The sequence below is a fragment of the Nonomuraea sp. NPDC048882 genome (assembly GCF_040649755.1).
Taxonomy (GTDB): Bacteria; Actinomycetota; Actinomycetes; order Streptosporangiales; family Streptosporangiaceae; genus Nonomuraea; species Nonomuraea maheshkhaliensis.
The window spans coordinates 298,491-317,260 of sequence record NZ_JBEZGB010000003.1 but is presented as its reverse complement, the minus strand read 5'-3'; the positions used below and the strand labels follow the sequence as shown (position 1 = coordinate 317,260).

Sequence of the window (18,770 nt, the reverse complement as noted above, 5' to 3'; positions counted from 1 at the left end):
GCCGGGGCCGCTGCGAGGGCCACTGCCCGAGCCGGCGGTGGGGCGCGCGCGAGTGCCACGGTGACGGCTGCCGCCGCAAGGCGCGGTGGTGAGCGTGCGACTGCCCTTCACCTTCCGCTTCCGGCAGCCGGCCCAGGTCGTCGTGGCCGGGTTCGGCCTGGTCATCGCGGTCGGCACACTCCTGCTCGCCCTGCCGGTCGCCAGCGCGTCCGGCGAGTCGGCGGGCTGGATGGCGGCGCTGTTCACCTCGACGTCGGCCGTGTGCGTGACCGGGCTGGCCGTCGTCGACACCGAGTCGCACTGGTCGGCGTTCGGCGAGGTGGTGATCGCCGGGCTGGTCCAGGTGGGCGGTCTCGGCATCATGACGCTGGCCACCCTGTTCATGCTGCTCGTGTCGGGCCGGTTAGGACTGCGGGCCAGGATCGCGGCCCAGGCCGAGACCAAAACGCTGAGCATGAGCGACGTGCGCCGGGTCGTGCGCAAGGTGGTGCTGTTCAGCCTGCTGTGCGAGAGCGTGGCCGCCGCCGTCCTGGCCGCGCGTTTCCTCATCGGGTACGGCGAGCCGTTCGGCCGCGCTCTCTACCTGGGCGCCTTCCACGCGGTCACCGCGTTCAACAACGCCGGCTTCGCCCTCTGGCCGGACAGCCTGGTCCGGTTCGTGTCGGACCCCTGGATCTGCCTGACGATCGCGTTCGCCTGCATCGTCGGCGGGCTCGGCTTCCCCGTCGTGTTCGAGCTGGCCCACGCCTGGCGCCACCCGCGCAAATGGTCGGTGCTGACCAGGATCACGGTCGGCACGAGCCTGGCCCTGCTGCTGCTCGGCACCCTGGTCTTCCTGGCCACCGAGTGGAGCAACCCGGGGACGCTCGGGCGGCTCGACGACCCGGGCAAGGTGCTGGCGGCGTTCTTCACCGCCGTCATGCCGCGCTCGGCCGGGTTCAACACCCTCGACATCACCCAGCTGTACCCGTCGAGCTGGCTGGCCACCGACCTGCTGATGTTCATCGGCGGCGGCAGCGCGGGCACGGCGGGCGGCATCAAGGTCACCACGATCGGGCTGCTGGCCTTCGTCGTGTGGGCGGAGATGCGCGGCGAGAGCCGGGTCAACGTCGGCCGGCGCAGGCTGCCGGACACCACCCAGCGCCAGGCCGTCACGATCACGACGCTGGGGGTGGCGCTCGTGGGGCTGGCCACGTACCTGCTGCTCGCCCTCACCCCGCACGGCCTCGACGTGGTGCTCTTCGAGGTGATCTCGGCGTTCGGCACGGCGGGCATGACCACCGGCATCACCGCGAGCCTCGGCACGGCCGGCCACCTGCTGCTGGTCGTGCTCATGTTCATCGGCCGGATCGGCCCGCTCACGCTGGGCTCCGCGCTGGCCCTCAACACGCGCGCACGACACTACGAACTACCCGAGGAGCGAGTCATCGTTGGTTGAGTACAAGGGCGACCCGGTGGTCGTCATCGGGCTGGGCCGGTTCGGCACGTCGCTGGCCCTGGAGCTCACCCGGCGCGGCACCGAGGTCCTGGCCATCGACCACCGGCCGAAGATCACGCAGAGCCTGGCCGGACACATCACCCAGATCGCCACCGCCGACGCCACCGACATGGAGGCGCTGCGCCAGCTCGGCGTCCCCGACTTCTACCAGGCGGTCGTGGCCGTCGGCAGCGACATCGAGGCCAGCATCCTGACCACGTCGCTGCTGGCCGAGCTGGAGATCAACGACATCTGGGCCAAGGCGATCAGCACCCAGCACGGCCGCATCCTGAGCCGCATCGGCGCCCACCACGTCGTCTTCCCCGAGCACGACATGGGCGAGCGGGTGGCCCACCTGGTCAGCGGGCGCCTGCTCGACTACATGCAGGTGGACGAGAGCTTCGCGCTGGCCAAGACGCGCCCGCCGAAGGAGTACGTGGGGGTGCCGCTGGGCCGCTCCAACCTGCGCCGCAAGTACGGCGTCACGATCGTGGCGGTGAAGCCGCCCGGCGAGGACTTCACGTACGCGACGGCCGACACGGAGCTGACCTACGGCGACATCGTCCTGGTCTCGGGACGGACCGAGCAGGTCGAACGCTTCGCCGAGCTGCCCTGAGGAAGATCACCGGCGGAGCGGGGGCGTGCCCGGAGGCGGGCCTGCGCGCGATCTGGGCGGGTCGTCCCGTTCAGTCCGCGCGTGCGGCGTGGCGGGCGGTGAAGGTCAGGAGGGACGCGGCCGTACGGGGCGGGTCCTCCAGGATCGGTGAGTGCCCGAGGCCGGGCAGCAGCTCCACCCTCGCGCCGGGGACGACGCGGTAGCGGTCGGCCGACGATGACCGCCACCTGCGGTCGTCCGCGCCGAAGAGCACCAGGAGCGGCTTGCCCAGCTCCGCCAGCCGCTCAGGGAGCGCCCGCCGCGCCAGGTATTCGCTGGTGGCCGCCATCGTCGCGGTGAGGCTGTGGTAGGTCATGGCCCGCAACTCGGCGAGGGCGGTGGCGGCCACGCCGCCACTGGAGTGGCCGGCGACCACGGCCCGCCGGACGCCGAGCAGGTCCATGACGGCGGCGACCCGGCGTGCCTGGCCGGGCAGCGCGTAGTGGTCGCCGTGCGGTTTCGCCGACCGGCCGTGCCCGAGCAGGTCGATCCGGATGACGCGGTGGGATCCGGTCAGCAGCGGGACCAGCGCGTCCCACGAACGGGCCGAGGACGCGGATCCGTGGATGAGCAGGAGCACGGGGGCGTCGCGCGGGCCGTCCTGGCACCCGTGGACGTCCCCGCCGTCCACGGGCAGCAGCGAGCTCTCCGTCGTATGCGATGTGCTGTCGGAAGGGGTCATGGCGCCACTGTGGCCGCCGGTGGGTGGCGGCGTCTTGAACGAATGTTCCCTTCGCCCGGCTCGCGTAGCATGGCCCGGTGCGTAGGTTCGTGCACGGTGTGGCGGAGTGGGGGGTCGCGCGCCCGCGCCGGCCCAGCCGGGCGGCCGGAGTGACCATGGCCGGGTTCCGCGTCGGCGACCTGCACGCGCTCAGGATGGTCCCGCACCCGGCCGTGACGCTGCTGCTCGACTTCGGCGCCGGCACGTCCGTGGTGGACTGCGGCGCCGGGCGGCGGCAGCGGGGCTGCCTCGTCGCCGGGCCCGGCTTCGGCTCAGGCGGCACGGCACGGGCGCGGGGCGAGAACGTCGAGTGCGTGCAGGTGCGCCTGTCGCCCGTCGTCGCACGGGCGGTCCTGGGCGTCTCCCCCGCCGAGCTCGACGGAGACCTGGTCGCCCTCGACGACCTGTGGGGACGGGACGTGCCGCGCATCCGTGAACGGCTGAGCGAGGCCGCGTCCTGGCCGGAACGCTTCGCGCTGACCGAGGCGCTGCTGGCCCGCCGCCGCGCGTGCGGGCCGCCGGTGGACCCCGAGGTGGCCTGGGCCTGGCGGCGGATCGTGGCCGGTCACGGCCTGCTCCGGGTGGACGGGCTGGCGGACGAGGTCGGGTGGAGCCGTAAGCGCCTGTGGTCCAGGTTCAGGTCCCAGCTCGGGCTGGCTCCGAAACGGGCCGCGACGCTGGTCCGCTTCGACGAGGCCGCGCACCGCCTGGTCGCCGGTGAGCCCGCGGCCGCCGTCGCGGCGGGCACCGGGTACGCCGACCAGTCCCACCTGCACCGGGACGTCATGACGTTCACCGGGACGACCCCCGCGGCCGTGGCCGGCGAGACGTTCCTGGCGGTCGACGACCTCGCCTGGGCCTGGCCGGGAACACCGGCCGCGCAGGTTGGCTAGGCTGGCCCGCGGAGGATCACTGATGCGCGCACGCGATCTCGCCGTCGAGTTCCCGACGGTCACCCTCGACACCCCGGCGCTTGAGGCCGCCAAGCTGCTGGCGGACCTGGATCTGCCGGGCCTCATCCTGGTGGACGAGAGCGGCCGGCCGCACAGCATCCTGCCCGGCACGCAGGTGCTGCGGCTGGCGGTGCCGGCGTACTGCCAGGACGATCCGGCGCTGGCGCGGGTGGTGGACGAGGCACACGCGGACCGGTTCCTGCACCGGCTCGGCGGCAAGAGCGTCCGGGAGTGCCTGCCCGAGCAGCGGCGCGAGCTGCCGGTGGCGGATCCGGACGCGACCGTGCTGGAGCTGGCGGCGCTGATGGCGCGGACGCACAGCCCGCTGGTGGCGGTGGTGGAGGGTGATCGCCTGATCGGGGCGGTGACCCTGCAGTCCCTTCTCGACCGGGCACTGCTGCTCTGACGAAGGCGCCCCTGGGCACGGCCTTCGGCAGAACAGGTGCCGGTCAAGGGCGATGCCTACCGGAACGGGTGCCGGTCAACGGTGGTGCCTAACGGAACCGGTGCCGGTCAAGGGTGGTGCCTGCGGAAACGGGTGCGGACGGGGTCGTAGGCTGGTCCCATGGTCAGGACCGCGGCACGTCAGCCCGTACCCGCCCGGCACGCGGAGGCCGAGCGGGACGTCGCCGCGATCCTCGACGCCGCGACCAGGCTGCTCAGCGCCGATCCCACGGCCGGCATGACCGACGTCGCAGAGGCGGCCGGCGTGGGCCTGCCCGTCCTCTACCGCCACTTCCCCTCGCGGGAGGCGCTGGTCGGCGCCGTGCTCGACCGGGCGGTGGACCTGACGGACGCCGCGCTGGAGCACGAGTGCATCGACGCGGCGCCGGCCCCAGAGGCGATGGCCGGGCTGCTCCGATCGGCGTGGGAGGTGCTCGACCGGCATCGCCGTCTGTTCCTGGCCGCGGACCGGGCGCCGGCCACCGATCCGGCCGGGGAGCGGAACAGGGAGCGGCACGAGCGCCCGCTGCGCCGCGTGCGGCGGCTCATCGAGCGCGGCAGGCGCGACGGCGACTTCCGGCACGACCTGCCGCTGCCGTGGCTGGTGACCACGTTCTTCGCGATCATCCACGCCGCCGCGCGGGAGCGGGACGCGGGGCGGCTGAAGCCGGAGGAGGTCGAGCACGTGCTGGTCACCACGATGTCGTCGCTGCTCGCGCCCGGCCCGGCAGACGGCCCGGCAGACGGCCTGACCCGGCCTGACCCGACGCCATGACCCGGCCTGACCCGACGGCATGAACGCGGGATGTCGCGGGCGAGTCCGGCGGTCTATATTTCGTTGATGGCCGCATTATCCCGGCGAGAGCGGTGACCCCGCCGATGCCGTCCCTGACGCTGGCGTACCAGCACCTGCCCGAGGTGACCGTGATCGCCGTGACCGGCGAGATGGACGCCACCAACCGGGCGCAGCTCGAAGGTCATCTGCGCGAGGTCAGGCGGAGCCCGGCCGAGACCCTGGTGTTCGACCTGTCGGGAGTGCCGTTCATGGACAGCTCGGGCCTGCACGTCCTGCTGATGTGCGCCACCGACTGCCTCAGGCAGGGCGGGGCGGTGCACCTGGCCGGCGTGCAGCCGCTGCCCTCCCGGCTCTTCGAGATCACGGGGGTGGTGGCGCACCTGCCGCTGCACGACACGGTCGAGCAGGCCGTGGCCGCCGCCGCCCGCTCCTCCCAGCCCTCCCTCTGAGCAGGGCTGAAGGGCCTGGCCGCGGCGACGGGATGTGCGGGTGAGAGTGTTCTCACCACCCGTACACGTCCTGTGATAGATAGATGACAACTCGCGGCTAGCGCGCGCGGCGGGCACGTCCGGCTACTCTCTCCGCTACCTGAGCAACTCAGGCACGCAGGACCGGTATCCATCCTCTCCCTCCGGGGAGAGGCGCTCTGCTTCATCGCCGATCGCCCGCCGAGGAGGATTCCTCTTGAGGTCTTACGCATCGCGCAGACGTTCCGTCCCGCAGCACCTTTCCGCGTTGCTCAAGGAGATGCGATGAGCGATCCCAGCGTCGGCTCGTCCCGTTCGGCGGCACGGGTCAAGCGCCCCAGAGGCTCAGGCGAGGCCGGCGAGGAGCAGGAGCTGCGCCGGCTGCTGGCCGGGCTGACCGCCGTCAGGGACGGCGACTTCCGTACCAGGCTGCCCGACGACGCCGACGGGCTGCTCGGCGAGATCGCCTCGGTGTTCAACGGCATGGTCGACCAGCTCTCGCTGTTCACCTCCGAGGTGACGAGGGTGGCGCGGGAGGTCGGCACGGACGGGCGGCTCGGCGGGCAGGCCGACGTGCCGGCGGTGTCCGGCACGTGGAAGGACCTCACCGAGTCCGTCAACGCCATGGCGGGCAACCTCACCGACCAGGTACGCAGCATCGCCCAGGTCACCACGGCGGTGGCCAAGGGCGACCTGTCGCAGAAGATCACCGTGCACGCGCGCGGCGAGATCCTGGAGCTGAAGAACACCGTCAACACGATGGTGGACCAGCTCTCGTCGTTCGCCGACGAGGTCACCAGGGTGGCCCGCGAGGTCGGCACCGAGGGCCAATTAGGCGGCCAGGCCGACGTCAAGGGCGTGGCCGGCACCTGGCGGGCGCTGACCGACTCGGTGAACTTCATGGCCGGCAACCTCACCGACCAGGTGCGCAACATCTCGCAGGTGGCCACCGCCGTCGCGCGCGGCGACCTGTCGCAGCGCATCACGGTGTCGGCGCGGGGCGAGATCCTGGAGCTGAAGAACACCCTGAACACGATGGTCGACCAGCTCTCCTCGTTCGCCGACGAGGTCACCAGGGTCGCCCGCGAGGTCGGCACCGAGGGCAACCTGGGCGGCCAGGCCACGGTCAGGGGCGTGTCCGGCACGTGGAAGGACCTGACGGAGAACGTCAACGTCATGGCCTCAAACCTGACCAACCAGGTACGCAGCATCGCCCAGGTGGCCACCGCCGTGGCCCGCGGCGACCTGTCGCAGAAGATCACGGTCGAGGCGAAGGGCGAGGTCGCGGCACTCGCCCAGACGATCAACACCATGGTCGACACGCTGGGCGCGTTCGCCGACGAGGTGACCAGGGTGGCCCGGGAGGTCGGCACCGAGGGGCAGCTCGGCGGGCAGGCGCGGGTCCCCAACGTGGCCGGCACGTGGAAGAACCTCACCGACAACGTCAACTCGATGGCCGACAACCTGACCAACCAGGTCCGCAGCATCGCCCAGGTCACCACGGCCGTGGCCAGGGGCGACCTGACCCGCAAGATCGACGTGGACGCCCGCGGCGAGATCCTCGAACTCAAGACCACGATCAACACGATGGTCGACCAGCTGTCGTCGTTCGCCGCCGAGGTCACCAGGGTGGCCCGGGAGGTCGGCAGCGAGGGCAGGCTCGGCGGCCAGGCCGAGGTCGAGGGCGTGTCCGGCACGTGGAAGCGGCTGACGGAGAACGTCAACGAGCTGGCGGGCAACCTGACCCGCCAGGTCCGCGCCATCGCCGAGGTGACCAGCGCCGTCACCTCCGGCGACATGACCAGGTCCATCACCGTGGACGCCGAGGGCGAGCTGGCGGACCTGAAGGACAACATCAACTCGATGGTGAAGTCCCTGCGCGAGACGACCAGCGCCAACGAGCAGCAGGACTGGCTCAAGTCCAACCTGGCCCGCATGTCCGGGCTGATGCAGGGCCACCGCGATCTGGCCGCCGTGGCCGAGCTGGTGATGAACGAGCTGGCGCCGCTGGTCGCGGCCCAGTACGGCGCGTTCTTCCTGGCCGAGGAGAGCGAGCTGCAGCTCATCAGCGCGTACGGCTATCCGATGGCCCCCGATCGCCCGGCCCGGTTCAAGCTGGGCGAGGCGCTGGTCGGGCAGGCGGCGCGCAGCCGCAGGACGATCGCGATGACCGACCTGCCGCCCGGCTACATCACGATCTCCTCCGGGCTCGGCCGGACGGAGCCGACGTCGGTGATCGTGCTGCCCATCGTGGTGGAGGAGCAGGTGCTGGGTGTGATCGAGCTGGCCTCGGTGCAGGCGTTCACGCCGGTGCACCGGGCCTTCCTCGACCAGCTCATGGAGACGATCGGCGTCAACCTCAACACGATCGTGGCCAACGCGCGCACCGACGAGCTGCTCAAGGAGTCGCAGCGGCTGGCCGTGGAGCTGCAGGCCCGTTCGGAGGAGTTGCAGCAGCAGCAGGAGGAGCTGCAGCGCTCCAACGCCGAGCTGGAGGAGAAGGCCACCCTGCTGGTCCGCCAGAACCAGGACATCGAGACCAAGAACCTGGAGATCGAGCAGGCCAGGCAGGAGCTGGAGGAGCGGGCGCACCAGTTGTCGCTGGCGTCCACGTACAAGAGCGAGTTTCTGGCGAACATGAGCCACGAGCTGCGCACGCCGCTCAACTCGCTGCTCATCCTGGCTCAGCTGCTGGCGCAGAACCACACCCGCAACCTGACGCCCAAGCAGGTCGAGTACGCCGGGATCATCCACTCGGCCGGCTCCGACCTGCTGCAGCTGATCAACGACATCCTCGACCTGTCGAAGGTCGAGGCGGGCAAGATGGACATCAACCCCGAGTGGGTGCAGCTGCCGCAGCTGCTCGACTACGTCGAGGCCACGTTCCGGCCGATGACCGGCCAGAAGAGCCTCGACTTCCGCGTCACCACCGCGCCGAACGTGCCCGCCGAGCTGCTCACCGACGACTCGCGGCTGCGCCAGGTGCTGCGCAACCTGCTCTCCAACGCGGTCAAGTTCACCGAGACGGGCAGCGTGGAGCTGCGCATCGAGCCGGCCGCCGCCAGTGAGCTGCCGCCGTCGGTGCGCCCGAACGGGCCGGCGATCGCGCTGCGGGTGATCGACACCGGCGTGGGCATCCCCGAGCAGCAGCTTGAGGTGATCTTCGGGGCGTTCCAGCAGGCGGACGGCACCACCAGCCGCAAGTACGGCGGCACGGGGCTGGGCCTGTCGATCTGCCGCGAGATCGCGTACCTGCTGGGCGGGGCCATCACCGTGCACAGCACGCCGGGGCAGGGCAGCGTGTTCAGCCTGTATCTGCCGGTGGCGCGGCCCGGGTTCGACGCCCAGGTGGCCGTGGTGCCCGCGGAGAAGCGGCAGAGCGCGCAGCTCGCGGAGGGTGCGCCGATGGCGGCGCGGCGGCTGCTGGTCATCGAGGAGCGACAGCACGGGCTGCTGTCGCTGGTGACCGAGAGCGTCGTGGGTGACCTGGCGAGCGCGCACCATCTCGGCGGCTCGCTGGAGGTCGTGACGGCGGCCGGGGCCGAAGAGGCGGGCCGGGTGCTGCTGGCCGGCGAGACCTGCCACTGCATCGTCATCAATCTCGACATGCCCGACATCTCGGCATATCGACTGTTGGAGGTCATGGACGGGGACGCGCGCCTGCACGGCGTGCCCGTGCTGGCGTACAACAACTGGCGCTCCCACCCGCAGCAGGAGGTGAGCCTGGCCAACCAGCCGCTCGAACTGCTGTCCAGCCTCGACGAGCTGCGCGAGCGCATCGCCCTGCACCTGACCGCCAACCAGCCCGGCGACGTGCTGCCCCTGGTCAGGAGCGGCGCCGTGACCGCGGCGGAGGGCCGGGAGATCGACAACACCCTGGCCGGCCGCACGGTCCTGGTCGTGGACGACGACGCCCGCAACCTCTACGCCCTCACCAGCATGCTGGAGATCCACGGCATCAACGTGCTGCACGCCGAGAACGGCCGCAAGGGCATCGACACGCTGACCGCCCACGAGGAGACCGACCTGATCCTGATGGACGTCATGATGCCGGAGATGGACGGCTACACGGCCACCGAGACGATCAGAGCCATGCCGCAATACGCCGACCTGCCCATCATCGCGGTCACCGCCAAGGCGATGCCGGGCGACCAGGAGAAGAGCCTGGCGGCGGGGGCCAGCGACTACGTCACCAAACCGGTCGACGCCGACCATCTCATCGAGCGCATCCAGCACTGGATGGACCCGTCCCGATGACGGGCCACTCCCACCCCTCGCGGGCCGAACCCGGCCTGGACCGGCTGGCGGCGACCGTCGAACGGCTGCGCCGCGAGGCCGAGCGCACCCGGCGCGAGGCCGACGACCGCGCCCTGATCGAGCTGGCCAAGGGCGTCCTGATCGAGCGGCTCGGATGCGGGCCCGCGCAGGCGGCCGAGCAACTGGCCACGCTCGCCGCCAAGGCGGGCGTCTCCCGGCTGGAGGTCGCCGCCGACGTGCTGCGCGCGGTGGCCGGCGACCGCATCGGCGCGGCCGGCGAGGCCGATCCCGAGGCCGCGGTACGGCTGCGCGTGGCCGAGAGTGCGGCACTCGGGGCCCCCGACACCCAGGCGGCCGCCGCGGGACTCCTGGAGCACGCGCTCGCCCCGCTGGGGGCCACGGCGGTGGCGGTGTGGGCGGCCGAGCCCGGCGGCGCCCTCACCCTGGCCGGCTACGCGGGCTTCGGCACCGAGGAGGCACGGCGCTGGCGGCACGTGCCGCCCGGCGTGCTCACCCCGGCCGGGCGGTCGCTGACCGAGCGGCGCATGATCTGGCATCCCGACCCCAGCCTGCCCGCCATCGGCCGCCCCACCTCCGCCGGCGGCCGGGTCACCGTGCCCATGACCTCGGCCGGGCGGCAGCTCGGCGTGCTGGAGATCTGCTGGCCGCGCGCGCTGCCGCCGCGTCCGCCCAGGATCGAGCGGCAGATCGAGGCGCTGGCCGAGCTGTGCGCGCACACGCTGGACGCGCCGTTCGCGACTCTCGCGCCCGCCACGCCCGCCAGGACGGAGATCGTGGACCTGGCCGACACGCTGCCCGATCCGGCGGTGGTGCTGCGGGCGCACCTGGGCGCGGACGGCGAGCCGGCCGACTTCCGCGTCCGGCACGTCAACGAGCGGATCACCGCCGGTGACGGGCTCCTGCTGGAGGCGTACCCGCTGGTGCCCGGCTCGCTGCTGCTGGAGGTCTGCCCCGTGGCCGCCGAGGACCTGTTCGCGCGGCTGGAGCACGTCCACGCCACCGGCCGGCCCTTCCGCGCGGAACGCATGCCGTTCGGCCTGACCACGACCGGCGTGGCCGACGTCAGCATCACCCGCCACGGCGACAGCCTGCTGCTGGTGTGGCGCGAGCACGACGAGGACGCCCGGCTGGCGGGGCTGCTGGAGCACGCGCAGCGGCTGGGCCGCATCGGCGGCTTCGAGGAGAACGCGCTCACCGGACAGATCACCTGGAACGCCCAGCTCTACTCCCTGTACGGCCTCACGCCCGGCGACCCGCCGATCCCCCTGGAACGCCTGCGCGACCACGCCCACCCCGACGACGAGGTGGCCCTGGGCCGCTTCCTGCGCACGGTGCTGCACCACCGGCGCTTCTCGGCCACGGCGTTCCGGCTCCAGCGCGCCGACGGGGTGGACCGCCACATGCGGGTGGTGGCCGAGCCGGTCTTCGGGCCCGACGGGCGGCTGATGGCGGTCAGGGGGGCGTACCAGGACATCTCCTCTCAGCACTGGACGGAGGTCGCGCTTGCCGTCACCCGCGACCAGCTCGCCCACACCGAGGAGCAGTCGGCCGCGCGCGACCGCCTGGCCCTGCAGCTGCAGCAGGCCATCATGCCGCCCTCGCACGGCCGGATCGACTCGCTCGGGCTGCGCATCGCCGTCCGCTACCGGCCCGCGCAGAAGGAGCACCTGGTCGGCGGCGACTGGTACGACGCGGTCGCGCTCCCCTCGCGGCAGGTGCTGCTGTCGGTGGGCGACGTGGCCGGGCACGGCGTGGAGGGGGCCACGGGCATGGTGATCCTGCGCAACGCGCTGCGCGGCCTGGCCGCCACCGGGGCGGGCCCGGCCCAGCTCCTGTCCTGGCTCAACCAGGTCGCCCACCACCTCGCCGACCGCATGACCGCCACCGCCGTCTGCGGCCTGTACGACCCGCCGACCAGGACCCTGCGCTGGGCCAGGGCAGGCCACCTTCCGCCCATCCTGCTGCGCGAGGGCGACGGGACGGAGCTGGCGCAGGTCAAGGGGCCGCTGCTGGGGGCGTTCACCGACGCCAGGTACGAGGAGGGGCTGGTACGGCTGCGGGCCGGCGACACGCTGCTCATGTACACCGACGGGCTGATCGAGCGACGCGACCACAACCTGCGGCACGCCCAGGACCGGCTGCTGGCCATCGCCAGACGGCCGGCGGCCACCCTCGACCACCGCCTCGACGACCTGCTCACCCACTGCAACTCCGACACCGACGACGACACCTGCCTCATCGGCGTGCACGTCACCTGACCGCGTCACCTGACCGCGTCACCCGACTGCGGGGCCCGGCAGCGGGACCCGGCAGCGGGACCCGACGATGGGGCCGGGCCGCCGGATCGGGGCTGCCGGATCGGGGCCGTCAGGGCAGGCCGGCGAGGCGGAGGCCGTACCGCTGGGGATTTCGTGCGGCGGCCCGGCTGGGGCATGCTTGATCCGGTGGACTTCCATGACGCGGACCGGCTGCTGGCCGACGCACGCGCGCTGCTCGACGAGCACGGCTCGGTGCGCGCGCAGGCCGCGCACGCGCTCGACGCACTGCGCCGCGACCTGGCCAGGGCCGGGCTGGAGGCCGTGCCCGTCTCCCGGCTGAAGGACGTGACCGACGGGCGGCTGCGCGTCGGCACGCTGGAGAAGGCCGGATACACGACGGTGCGGCAGGTGCTGGAGACGACGCCGTACCAGCTGCAGCTGCTGCCGGGGATCGGCGCGCGCACGGCGGGGCAGATCCACGCGGCCGCCCGGCAGATCGAGCAGGCCGCCGCCGAGGCCGCCGGCCTGCGGCTCGACGTGGACCAGCCCGACCACCACACCACCGAGCTGGTGATCGCCCTGCACCGCCTGGTGAACGTGGGCCCCGACCTGCCGCGCGCCCTCGGCGCCGCCCGCGACGTGGCCGGGCGGCTGGAGCCGCTGCTGGCCGAGGCGCGCCCGGCGCGCAGCCGGCTGCGGATGGCGCTCACCCTCCCCCGGCGGCGCCGGCGGGCGCGCGCGGCGGTGGCGGCGATCGAGGAGCTGCTGGCCGGGTTCGGGGAGCGGCTGCTGCTCACGCAGGTCACCACCGACCTGCTGCGACCGGCGGCGCGGGACTTCGAGGCGTGGGCGGACTTCGAATCCCGTTCGCCGGAATATTTCGGCTTACTGGCGGAGATGGCCGGGGAGCCGCTCGGGCGTGAGCAGGGGCTGCTGCCCGACGACCTGGCCGCCAAGGTCGCGGCGCAACCGCTCGACGACGCCCACCGGCGCGTGTCGCTGCGCGGCTACCAGGCGTTCGGGGCACGGTTCGCGCTCGCGCAGGAGCGGGTGATCATCGGCGACGAGATGGGGCTGGGCAAGTCGATCGAGGCCATCGCGGCGCTGGCGCACCTGCGGGCGGGCGGGGAGACGCACTTCCTGGTGGCCTGCCCGGCGAGCGTACTGATCAACTGGGTACGCGAGATCGAGACGCGCAGCACGCTGGGCGCGTACCCGCTGCACGGGCCCGACCGGCTCGCCGCCCTGCGGGAGTGGACCCGCGCCGGCGGCGTGGCCGTGGTCACCTTGGACAGCCTGCACCGCCTGGAGCCCGGCACGACGGGCGTGCCCGAGGTGGGCATGCTGGTCGTGGACGAGGCGCACTACGTCAAGAACCCGGAGACCAGGCGCTCGCGGGCGGTCGCCGCGTGGTGCGGGCGGGCGCGGCGGGTGCTGTTCTTGACCGGGACGCCGATGGAGAACCGGGTCGAGGAGTTCAGGACGCTGATCGGCTACCTGCGGCCCGAGCTGGCGGCGGGGCTGCGCAGCAGTGACGTGGTGGCGGGTGCGCAGGCGTTCCGCAAGGCGGTCGCGCCCGTCTACCTGCGGCGCAACCAGCAGGACGTGCTGTCGGAGCTGCCCGAGCGGGTGGAGGCCGACGAGTGGGTGGAGTTCAGCGGCGCCGACTTCGAGGCCTACCGGCGGGCGGTGGCCGAGGGCAACTTCATGGCCATGCGGCGCGCCGCGTACGCCGAGCCGGCCACCTCCGCCAAGCTCAAGCGCCTGCTCGAACTGGTCGAGGACGCCGAGGCCAACGGGCTGAAGGTGGTCGTGTTCTCCTACTTCAAGGCGGTGCTGGCGGCCGTGGGCGACGCGCTGGACGGGCGGGCGCACGGGCCGCTGTCCGGTGGCATGGCGGCGGAGCGGCGCCAGCAGGTGGTGGACGACTTCTCGGCCGCCGCCGGGCACGCGGTGCTGCTCAGCCAGGTGCAGGCGGGCGGGGTGGGGCTCAACCTCCAGGCGGCGTCGGTCGTGATCCTGTGCGAGCCGCAGGTCAAGCCCAGCATGGAGACGCAGGCGGCGGGCCGGGCGCACCGGATGGGGCAGGTACGCCGGGTGCAGGTGCACCGGCTGCTCAGCGTGGACTCGGTCGACCAGCGCATGCTGGACATCCTGCGGCGCAAGTCGAAGCTGTTCGACGCCTACGCCAGGCGCAGCGACCTGGCCGAGTCGTCGGGTGACGCGGTGGACGTGTCGGAGCAGTCGCTGGCACGCCAGGTCGTGGAGGAGGAACAGCGCCGCCTGCTGCCCTCCTGACCGCCCGCCGCCCGGTCAGGGGCCGGTGGTCGCGGGCAGTCTGACGATGCGGAAGCCGGCGTCCTGGAGGATGTCGGGCAGTTGCGCGACGGCCTCCCTGTCCTTGTCGCGGGCCTGCTCGGACAGATACTCCCAGTCCAGCAGGTCGGGATGCCGCCGCCCGCCGTAGTCGCGCTCGGCTCCGTGTGCCCACCCCCTGTCGGTGAGGTATCGCATCCAGCGCGTGTGCTCCATCCTGGCCAGCCGCTCCACCTCCTCCCCGGTGAACGCGAACGTGTGCGGCGCCGCGGTGCTCGGCGCCGGCACGCAGCCGACGGCCGCCAGCTTGGCCCCGATGTGGGCGGCCTGGTCGCGGTTCTGGCCCTTCTTGGCCTCGCTGAGCTCCTCGTACGGGACCATGGAGGCGTTCCCGCCGGGCGTGTCACCCCGCTGGACGCACGCGAGCACATACCTGTCGTGGATCGCCCGCGCGATGCGCTCGATCACGTCCTCGTCGATCAGATCGGGCTTCCCCGCCTCCTCGGTGACGGCGAAGATCTGGAGGGACCCGGCCAGGTCCTCCATCAACCGGCCGTCGCGGAACACCTCGCCGAACATCCGCCGCCGGCTCACCCGCACGACCACAGGCGCGCCCGTCCACAGCGGGGCGACGGTCAGCGTGGCGGTCAGGGCCAGGTGTTCGTCGGCGTAGCACACGTACACCCGCTGGGGGTCCTCCTTGCCCGCTTCGAGCAGCTCCCGCAGGTCGTCCACGCCGCCGTTCTCGCAGGTCAGCGCGCAGTTCTCGGCCACGAACGGGTACGTGCGGCACAGCACCGCCACTTCGGACTCCGCCTCCGGCGCGATCACCCGTACGGGGAGCCGGGTGCCGGGCGGCGGCGCGAGCAGCCGCCACCGCCTGGCCAGCTCGACGAGCAGCGCGGCGCCGAAGGTCTTGAGCCCCAGCAGCAGCACCGGCCTGGGCTGGTCGACCGGATCGCGCGCCAGCAGCACACGGACGGCCAGCTCGTCGAGGTTGAAGAAGTCGAGCCGGTGGTCGCGCGGCTCGCCCACGCCCAGCCTGCGGGCCCGCAGCGCGGCGCACAGCCCGGGGTCGGGGACGTGCGCGTACGCCGCCACCGGCGCGGCCGGGTCCATGCCGTGTACGGTGGCGGCGATGGCCACGTTGACGGTGGCGTCGTCCTCGCAGGCGTAGACGGTCCTGGCCCGCCCGGCGCCGGCCGCCCGCAGCACGAGCGGGTCGGTGGCGTCCCCGGTGACGTGCAGGACGCCGGGGGCGCGCGGCAGGTCACCGCCCGCGGAGCCGATGACGACGACCTTGCGGCCCTCCTCGCGCAGCCGCTGGGTCACGGCCTGGCCCAGCGCCCCCGTGCCGCAGACGATCGCGTGCCGGCTCGACTCCCGTGCCCTGAGCCGGCGGAACTCGCTGCTCAGCAGCAGCCGTACGGTCTCGATCAGCGCGTAGACGGTGACCGCGGGAGCGGTGAACCTGGCGATCTCCAGCGGCCACGGCAGCGGGCCGCCCTCGCCGAGCGGCGTGCTGTCGATGACGAAGAGCTGCAGGTCGTAGTAGACCAGGTCGAGGAAGGAGACCTGAGGCTCGTCCGCGAGGTAGACGCGCAGCCCCGCGTAACCCAGGACAAGCGACAGCACCGCCAGCACCCCGAACGCCACCATGACCGAGGACCTGATGGAGGTCGTTTCCTTCATCTAACCTCGCTCCGCATCCGGGAGACGACGGGAATCGCCACCCTCTTCATACCCGGGCACGGCCGCCGCGTTACCGCCTGAAGGGCCGAGGGCGGCCGGGAGAGCTCAGCCGGCCTGAACCGCCGGAGGCCGGCCCGGAGAGCTCAGCCGGCGCCGAAGCAGACGAAGGTGGAGGCGGGTTCGGCGGCCGAGGCGGTGGCGAGCGCGTCGGCGGGGCGCGCGCCGTCGGCCACGCCCTGGTGGTAGGCCAGCATGACCCGCTCGGCCACCTGGTCGGGCACGCGGGTGAGGCTGGAGACGACGGTGGAGGCGCCGAGGTGGAGCAGCGCGGCGGTGAAGCCGAGCAGCTCGTCGCCTGGCCTGACCACGGCCTGTCCCACGTCGCAGGCCGACAGGACCACGTGTCCCGGCGCCCGGTGCAGGCTCTGCAGGTCGTGGGCCATCAGCGGGCCGTCGGCCAGGTCGAGGCGGGAGAAGAGCACGTTCTCGCGCTCGTGGTGCCCGTGCACGGCGAAGTGGGCGAACGGCGCGCCGTCGAGCGCCGCGAGCGTGGCCGGCACGGTGGCCTGCTCGCCGCTCAGCCGCAAGGCCTTGGGATGCACGGCGCCGAGCCGTTCGACCTCCCGCTCGGCGTGCTCCAGGTCGGGCCCGGCGACCAGTACGGGAGGGCCGCCGTCGTACGGGTCGCCGGCGCGCCTGGCCGCCAGCCAGACCAGCGCGGACGGGGCCACCACCAGCGGCATGCCGTTCAGGCCGGGTAGCAGGCCCCAGGGCACGGCCGACAGGCCCATGGTCGGGACGAGCACGATCCCCCTGGCCCCGGAGAGCGCCTGCCGCAGGGGCGCCTCCAGCGTGCCGGCGATGACGCCGAGCTGGCGCCGGACGGACGCCTCGATGACCTCCTTCAGCGCGGGCCGCAGGGCGCGTCCCGCCTGGGCGTTGAGGTCTCCGGCCAGCCGTCTGGCGGCCTCCGCGACCGGTTCGTACGCGCTCAGCCGGTGCAGGTGGCACCGCCCGCGGACGAGGACGAGCGCCAGTAGCGTGCCGTCCACGTTCAGCAGGCTCACCATGGCGAGATCGTCCTCGGCCAGCGCCGACTCCACCTCGGGGGCCGGGGCGTGGGCCAGCCGCTCGCCGACGCCGGGCAGCTGCCAGCCGCGTTCCCTGATCACCTGCTCCAGTTCCAGGCAGCGCCTGCGCAGCGCCGGGCGGCGGCGTCCTGCGGCCTCGTCGGCGTGCATCCGCTGGGCCAGTTGCCGCAGCTCGGCCAGCGCCTCGGCGGTCCGGGGGTCCTGCGCGGCGCGCGGCGGCCGGTAGCGGAACGCCTGCGCCCGGCACCGTTCCGACCAGACGAACACCTGGCGGGGCGAGCCGCCGTCGAGGGCCGCCCTGAGGCCGTAGGCGGCCAGGTCCGCGCCGAGGGCGGCGACGCCGGTGAGCATGTCGAGGCTGCCCAGCCGACCCCGATGGGAGTCGATGAGCGCCAGCCCCGAGCGCACCTTGCGCAGCGCCGGCCCTCGCCGCCCCTGCGCCCCGGCCAGCTCGGCCTCCGCCAGGTGCCGCATGAGCCGCACGTCGAGCGGCCCACCTCTGGACCCTGCGGTCGTACCGGGCATGGCGCCTGCCGCGACCTGGGCCCGGAGTGCGACCAGGCGGGCCATCTCCGCGTCGTCGCGCATGTCCAGCTCCGCGAAGCGCGCCGCGAGGTCGTCCGCGCGCCGGGCCACGGAGCCGGGGGCCTTGCCCAGCGCCAGCTCGGAACGCAGCCGCATGAGCGCCGCGCGCAGCGCCCACGCCGTGCTCCCCCTGCGCCGGAAGTGCGTCTCCGCCTGCCTGGCCCGGTCGCGGGCCTCGTCGTGGCGGCCCGCGTCGAGCGCGCACTGGGCCCTGGCCAGCTCGGCCTCGGCGTAGTCCTGCATGAGGCGCTGCCTGCGGAAACCGTCGGCGGCCCGATCGAGCGTGCGGCCCGCCTCGTCGGTCAGGCCCACAGCCAGCAGCGCCCGGGCCCGGTCGAGGGCCAGCACGGGCAGGAAGCCGGGGTTGAGGTCGCGGTAGAGCTCCTCCACCCGGGCGAAGACCCCCAGTGCGGCCGGCACGTCCCCGAGCAGCAGGTCGCAGTAGCCGTCGTTGTGCAGGGCCTTGGCGGCGATGACCCGGTGGCCGTGGGCGTGGGCGAGCTGGGCGCTCCTGCGGGCGTCGTCCCTGGCCTGACGGACGCTGCCGGTCATGAGGCGGATGACCGACCGGTTGAGCAGCACCCTGGCCAGCTCGACCGGGTCGCCGCCGACCAGCCTGGGGACGGCGATGTCCAGCTCCCGCAGCGCTTCGGCGTTGGAGCCCATGCGCAGGTGCAGCAGGCCGCGCTGGGCGTGCACGATGGCCTCCTCGCCGGCCGGTGCGCGGCGCTGGGCCTCGTCGAGCAGCTCCATCCCGAGCCCGGTGCGGCCCTGCTCGGCCTCGGCGTGGGCGAGGCTGGTCAGCAGCCGCGCGAGCAGCCCGTCGTGCCCCTCACCGGGCCCCTCGCCGGGAGCGGACTTCGCGCCCGGCGTGGCGGCGGCGGTCCAGCCGAGCAGGCGGAGGCCCTGCCGCAGCCTGCGGGCGGCCAGCGCCGGGCGGCCGTCGTCGGTCGCCTCGACGCTGAGCCTGTGCAGGCGTTCCACCCGCTCGCGCAGCTCGGTCACCGGCTCGTGGTCACGCAATCGGACCTCGCGGG

12 protein-coding genes are annotated in these 18,770 nt (G+C 73.2%); 9 read left to right on the top strand and 3 right to left on the bottom strand.

Annotation, left to right across the window (positions count from 1 at the left end):
• Positions 1-88: 88 nt before the first annotated feature.
• Both AB0C27_RS11535 and AB0C27_RS11530 read left to right on the top strand, forming a co-directional pair.
• Positions 89-1,438, top strand: a complete 1,350-nt coding sequence (locus AB0C27_RS11535) for a potassium transporter TrkG (RefSeq protein WP_357841467.1) — start codon at positions 89-91, stop codon at positions 1,436-1,438.
• Positions 1,431-2,093 carry a TrkA family potassium uptake protein gene (locus tag AB0C27_RS11530; RefSeq protein ID WP_181308564.1) on the top strand — a complete coding sequence of 221 codons (663 nt, stop codon included), beginning with the start codon at positions 1,431-1,433 and terminating at the stop codon, positions 2,091-2,093. The genes AB0C27_RS11535 and AB0C27_RS11530 overlap by 8 nt, the downstream gene beginning before the upstream one ends.
• A 70-nt stretch (positions 2,094-2,163) precedes the next feature.
• Here the strand turns inward: AB0C27_RS11530 and AB0C27_RS11525 are convergent, their stop codons facing one another.
• Positions 2,164-2,814 (bottom strand): alpha/beta fold hydrolase, encoded by a 651-nt coding sequence (locus AB0C27_RS11525; RefSeq protein ID WP_357841464.1) that lies wholly within the window; start codon positions 2,812-2,814, stop codon positions 2,164-2,166.
• 77 nt (positions 2,815-2,891) lie between these two features.
• On the opposite strand from AB0C27_RS11525, the gene AB0C27_RS11520 reads away from it, so the two are divergent.
• The 7 genes from AB0C27_RS11520 to AB0C27_RS11490 all read left to right on the top strand — a co-directional run bounded on the left by AB0C27_RS11520 (position 2,892) and on the right by AB0C27_RS11490 (position 14,347).
• On the top strand, positions 2,892-3,746 hold the full coding sequence (locus AB0C27_RS11520) for a helix-turn-helix domain-containing protein (protein WP_357841461.1): 855 nt from the start codon (positions 2,892-2,894) through the stop codon (positions 3,744-3,746).
• 22 nt (positions 3,747-3,768) lie between these two features.
• Complete coding sequence (locus AB0C27_RS11515) at positions 3,769-4,212, top strand: CBS domain-containing protein (protein WP_357841458.1); 444 nt, start codon at positions 3,769-3,771, stop codon at positions 4,210-4,212.
• A gap of 159 nt (positions 4,213-4,371) precedes the next feature.
• The gene (locus tag AB0C27_RS11510; protein ID WP_357841455.1) at positions 4,372-5,025 is read left to right on the top strand and encodes a TetR/AcrR family transcriptional regulator; all 654 of its coding nucleotides are present in this window, start codon (positions 4,372-4,374) and stop codon (positions 5,023-5,025) included.
• Positions 5,026-5,129: 104 nt separating this feature from the next.
• On the top strand, positions 5,130-5,495 hold the full coding sequence (locus AB0C27_RS11505) for an STAS domain-containing protein (RefSeq protein ID WP_357841452.1): 366 nt from the start codon (positions 5,130-5,132) through the stop codon (positions 5,493-5,495).
• 303 nt (positions 5,496-5,798) lie between these two features.
• Positions 5,799-9,770, top strand: a complete 3,972-nt coding sequence (locus tag AB0C27_RS11500; RefSeq protein WP_357841449.1) for a HAMP domain-containing protein — start codon at positions 5,799-5,801, stop codon at positions 9,768-9,770.
• Complete coding sequence (locus AB0C27_RS11495) at positions 9,767-12,049, top strand: SpoIIE family protein phosphatase (RefSeq protein WP_357841446.1); 2,283 nt, start codon at positions 9,767-9,769, stop codon at positions 12,047-12,049. The genes AB0C27_RS11500 and AB0C27_RS11495 overlap by 4 nt, the downstream gene beginning before the upstream one ends.
• 186 nt (positions 12,050-12,235) lie before the next feature.
• The gene (locus AB0C27_RS11490) at positions 12,236-14,347 is read left to right on the top strand and encodes a DEAD/DEAH box helicase (RefSeq protein ID WP_357841443.1); all 2,112 of its coding nucleotides are present in this window, start codon (positions 12,236-12,238) and stop codon (positions 14,345-14,347) included.
• Between the two features lie 15 nt (positions 14,348-14,362).
• On the opposite strand, the gene AB0C27_RS11485 is transcribed toward AB0C27_RS11490, so the two are convergent.
• Both AB0C27_RS11485 and AB0C27_RS11480 read right to left on the bottom strand, forming a co-directional pair.
• Entirely contained in the window at positions 14,363-16,057 is a 1,695-nt protein-coding gene (locus AB0C27_RS11485) for an NAD-binding protein (protein WP_357841440.1), read from the bottom strand.
• A gap of 143 nt (positions 16,058-16,200) precedes the next feature.
• On the bottom strand, positions 16,201-18,756 hold the full coding sequence (locus AB0C27_RS11480; protein WP_357841437.1) for a CHAT domain-containing tetratricopeptide repeat protein: 2,556 nt from the start codon (positions 18,754-18,756) through the stop codon (positions 16,201-16,203).
• Positions 18,757-18,770 lie beyond the last annotated feature (14 nt).

Excerpts from the sequence above, each read along its gene's own strand:
- AB0C27_RS11525 (WP_357841464.1), bottom strand. The coding sequence starts at position 2,814 with ATGACCCCTTCCGACAGCACATCGCATACGACGGAGAGCTCGCTGCTG.
- AB0C27_RS11505 (WP_357841452.1), top strand. The coding sequence starts at position 5,130 with ATGCCGTCCCTGACGCTGGCGTACCAGCACCTGCCCGAGGTGACCGTG.
- AB0C27_RS11495 (WP_357841446.1), top strand. The coding sequence starts at position 9,767 with ATGACGGGCCACTCCCACCCCTCGCGGGCCGAACCCGGCCTGGACCGG.
- AB0C27_RS11485 (WP_357841440.1), bottom strand. The coding sequence starts at position 16,057 with ATGAAGGAAACGACCTCCATCAGGTCCTCGGTCATGGTGGCGTTCGGG.
- AB0C27_RS11510 (WP_357841455.1), top strand. The coding sequence starts at position 4,372 with ATGGTCAGGACCGCGGCACGTCAGCCCGTACCCGCCCGGCACGCGGAG.
- AB0C27_RS11500 (WP_357841449.1), top strand. The coding sequence starts at position 5,799 with ATGAGCGATCCCAGCGTCGGCTCGTCCCGTTCGGCGGCACGGGTCAAG.
- AB0C27_RS11515 (WP_357841458.1), top strand. The coding sequence starts at position 3,769 with ATGCGCGCACGCGATCTCGCCGTCGAGTTCCCGACGGTCACCCTCGAC.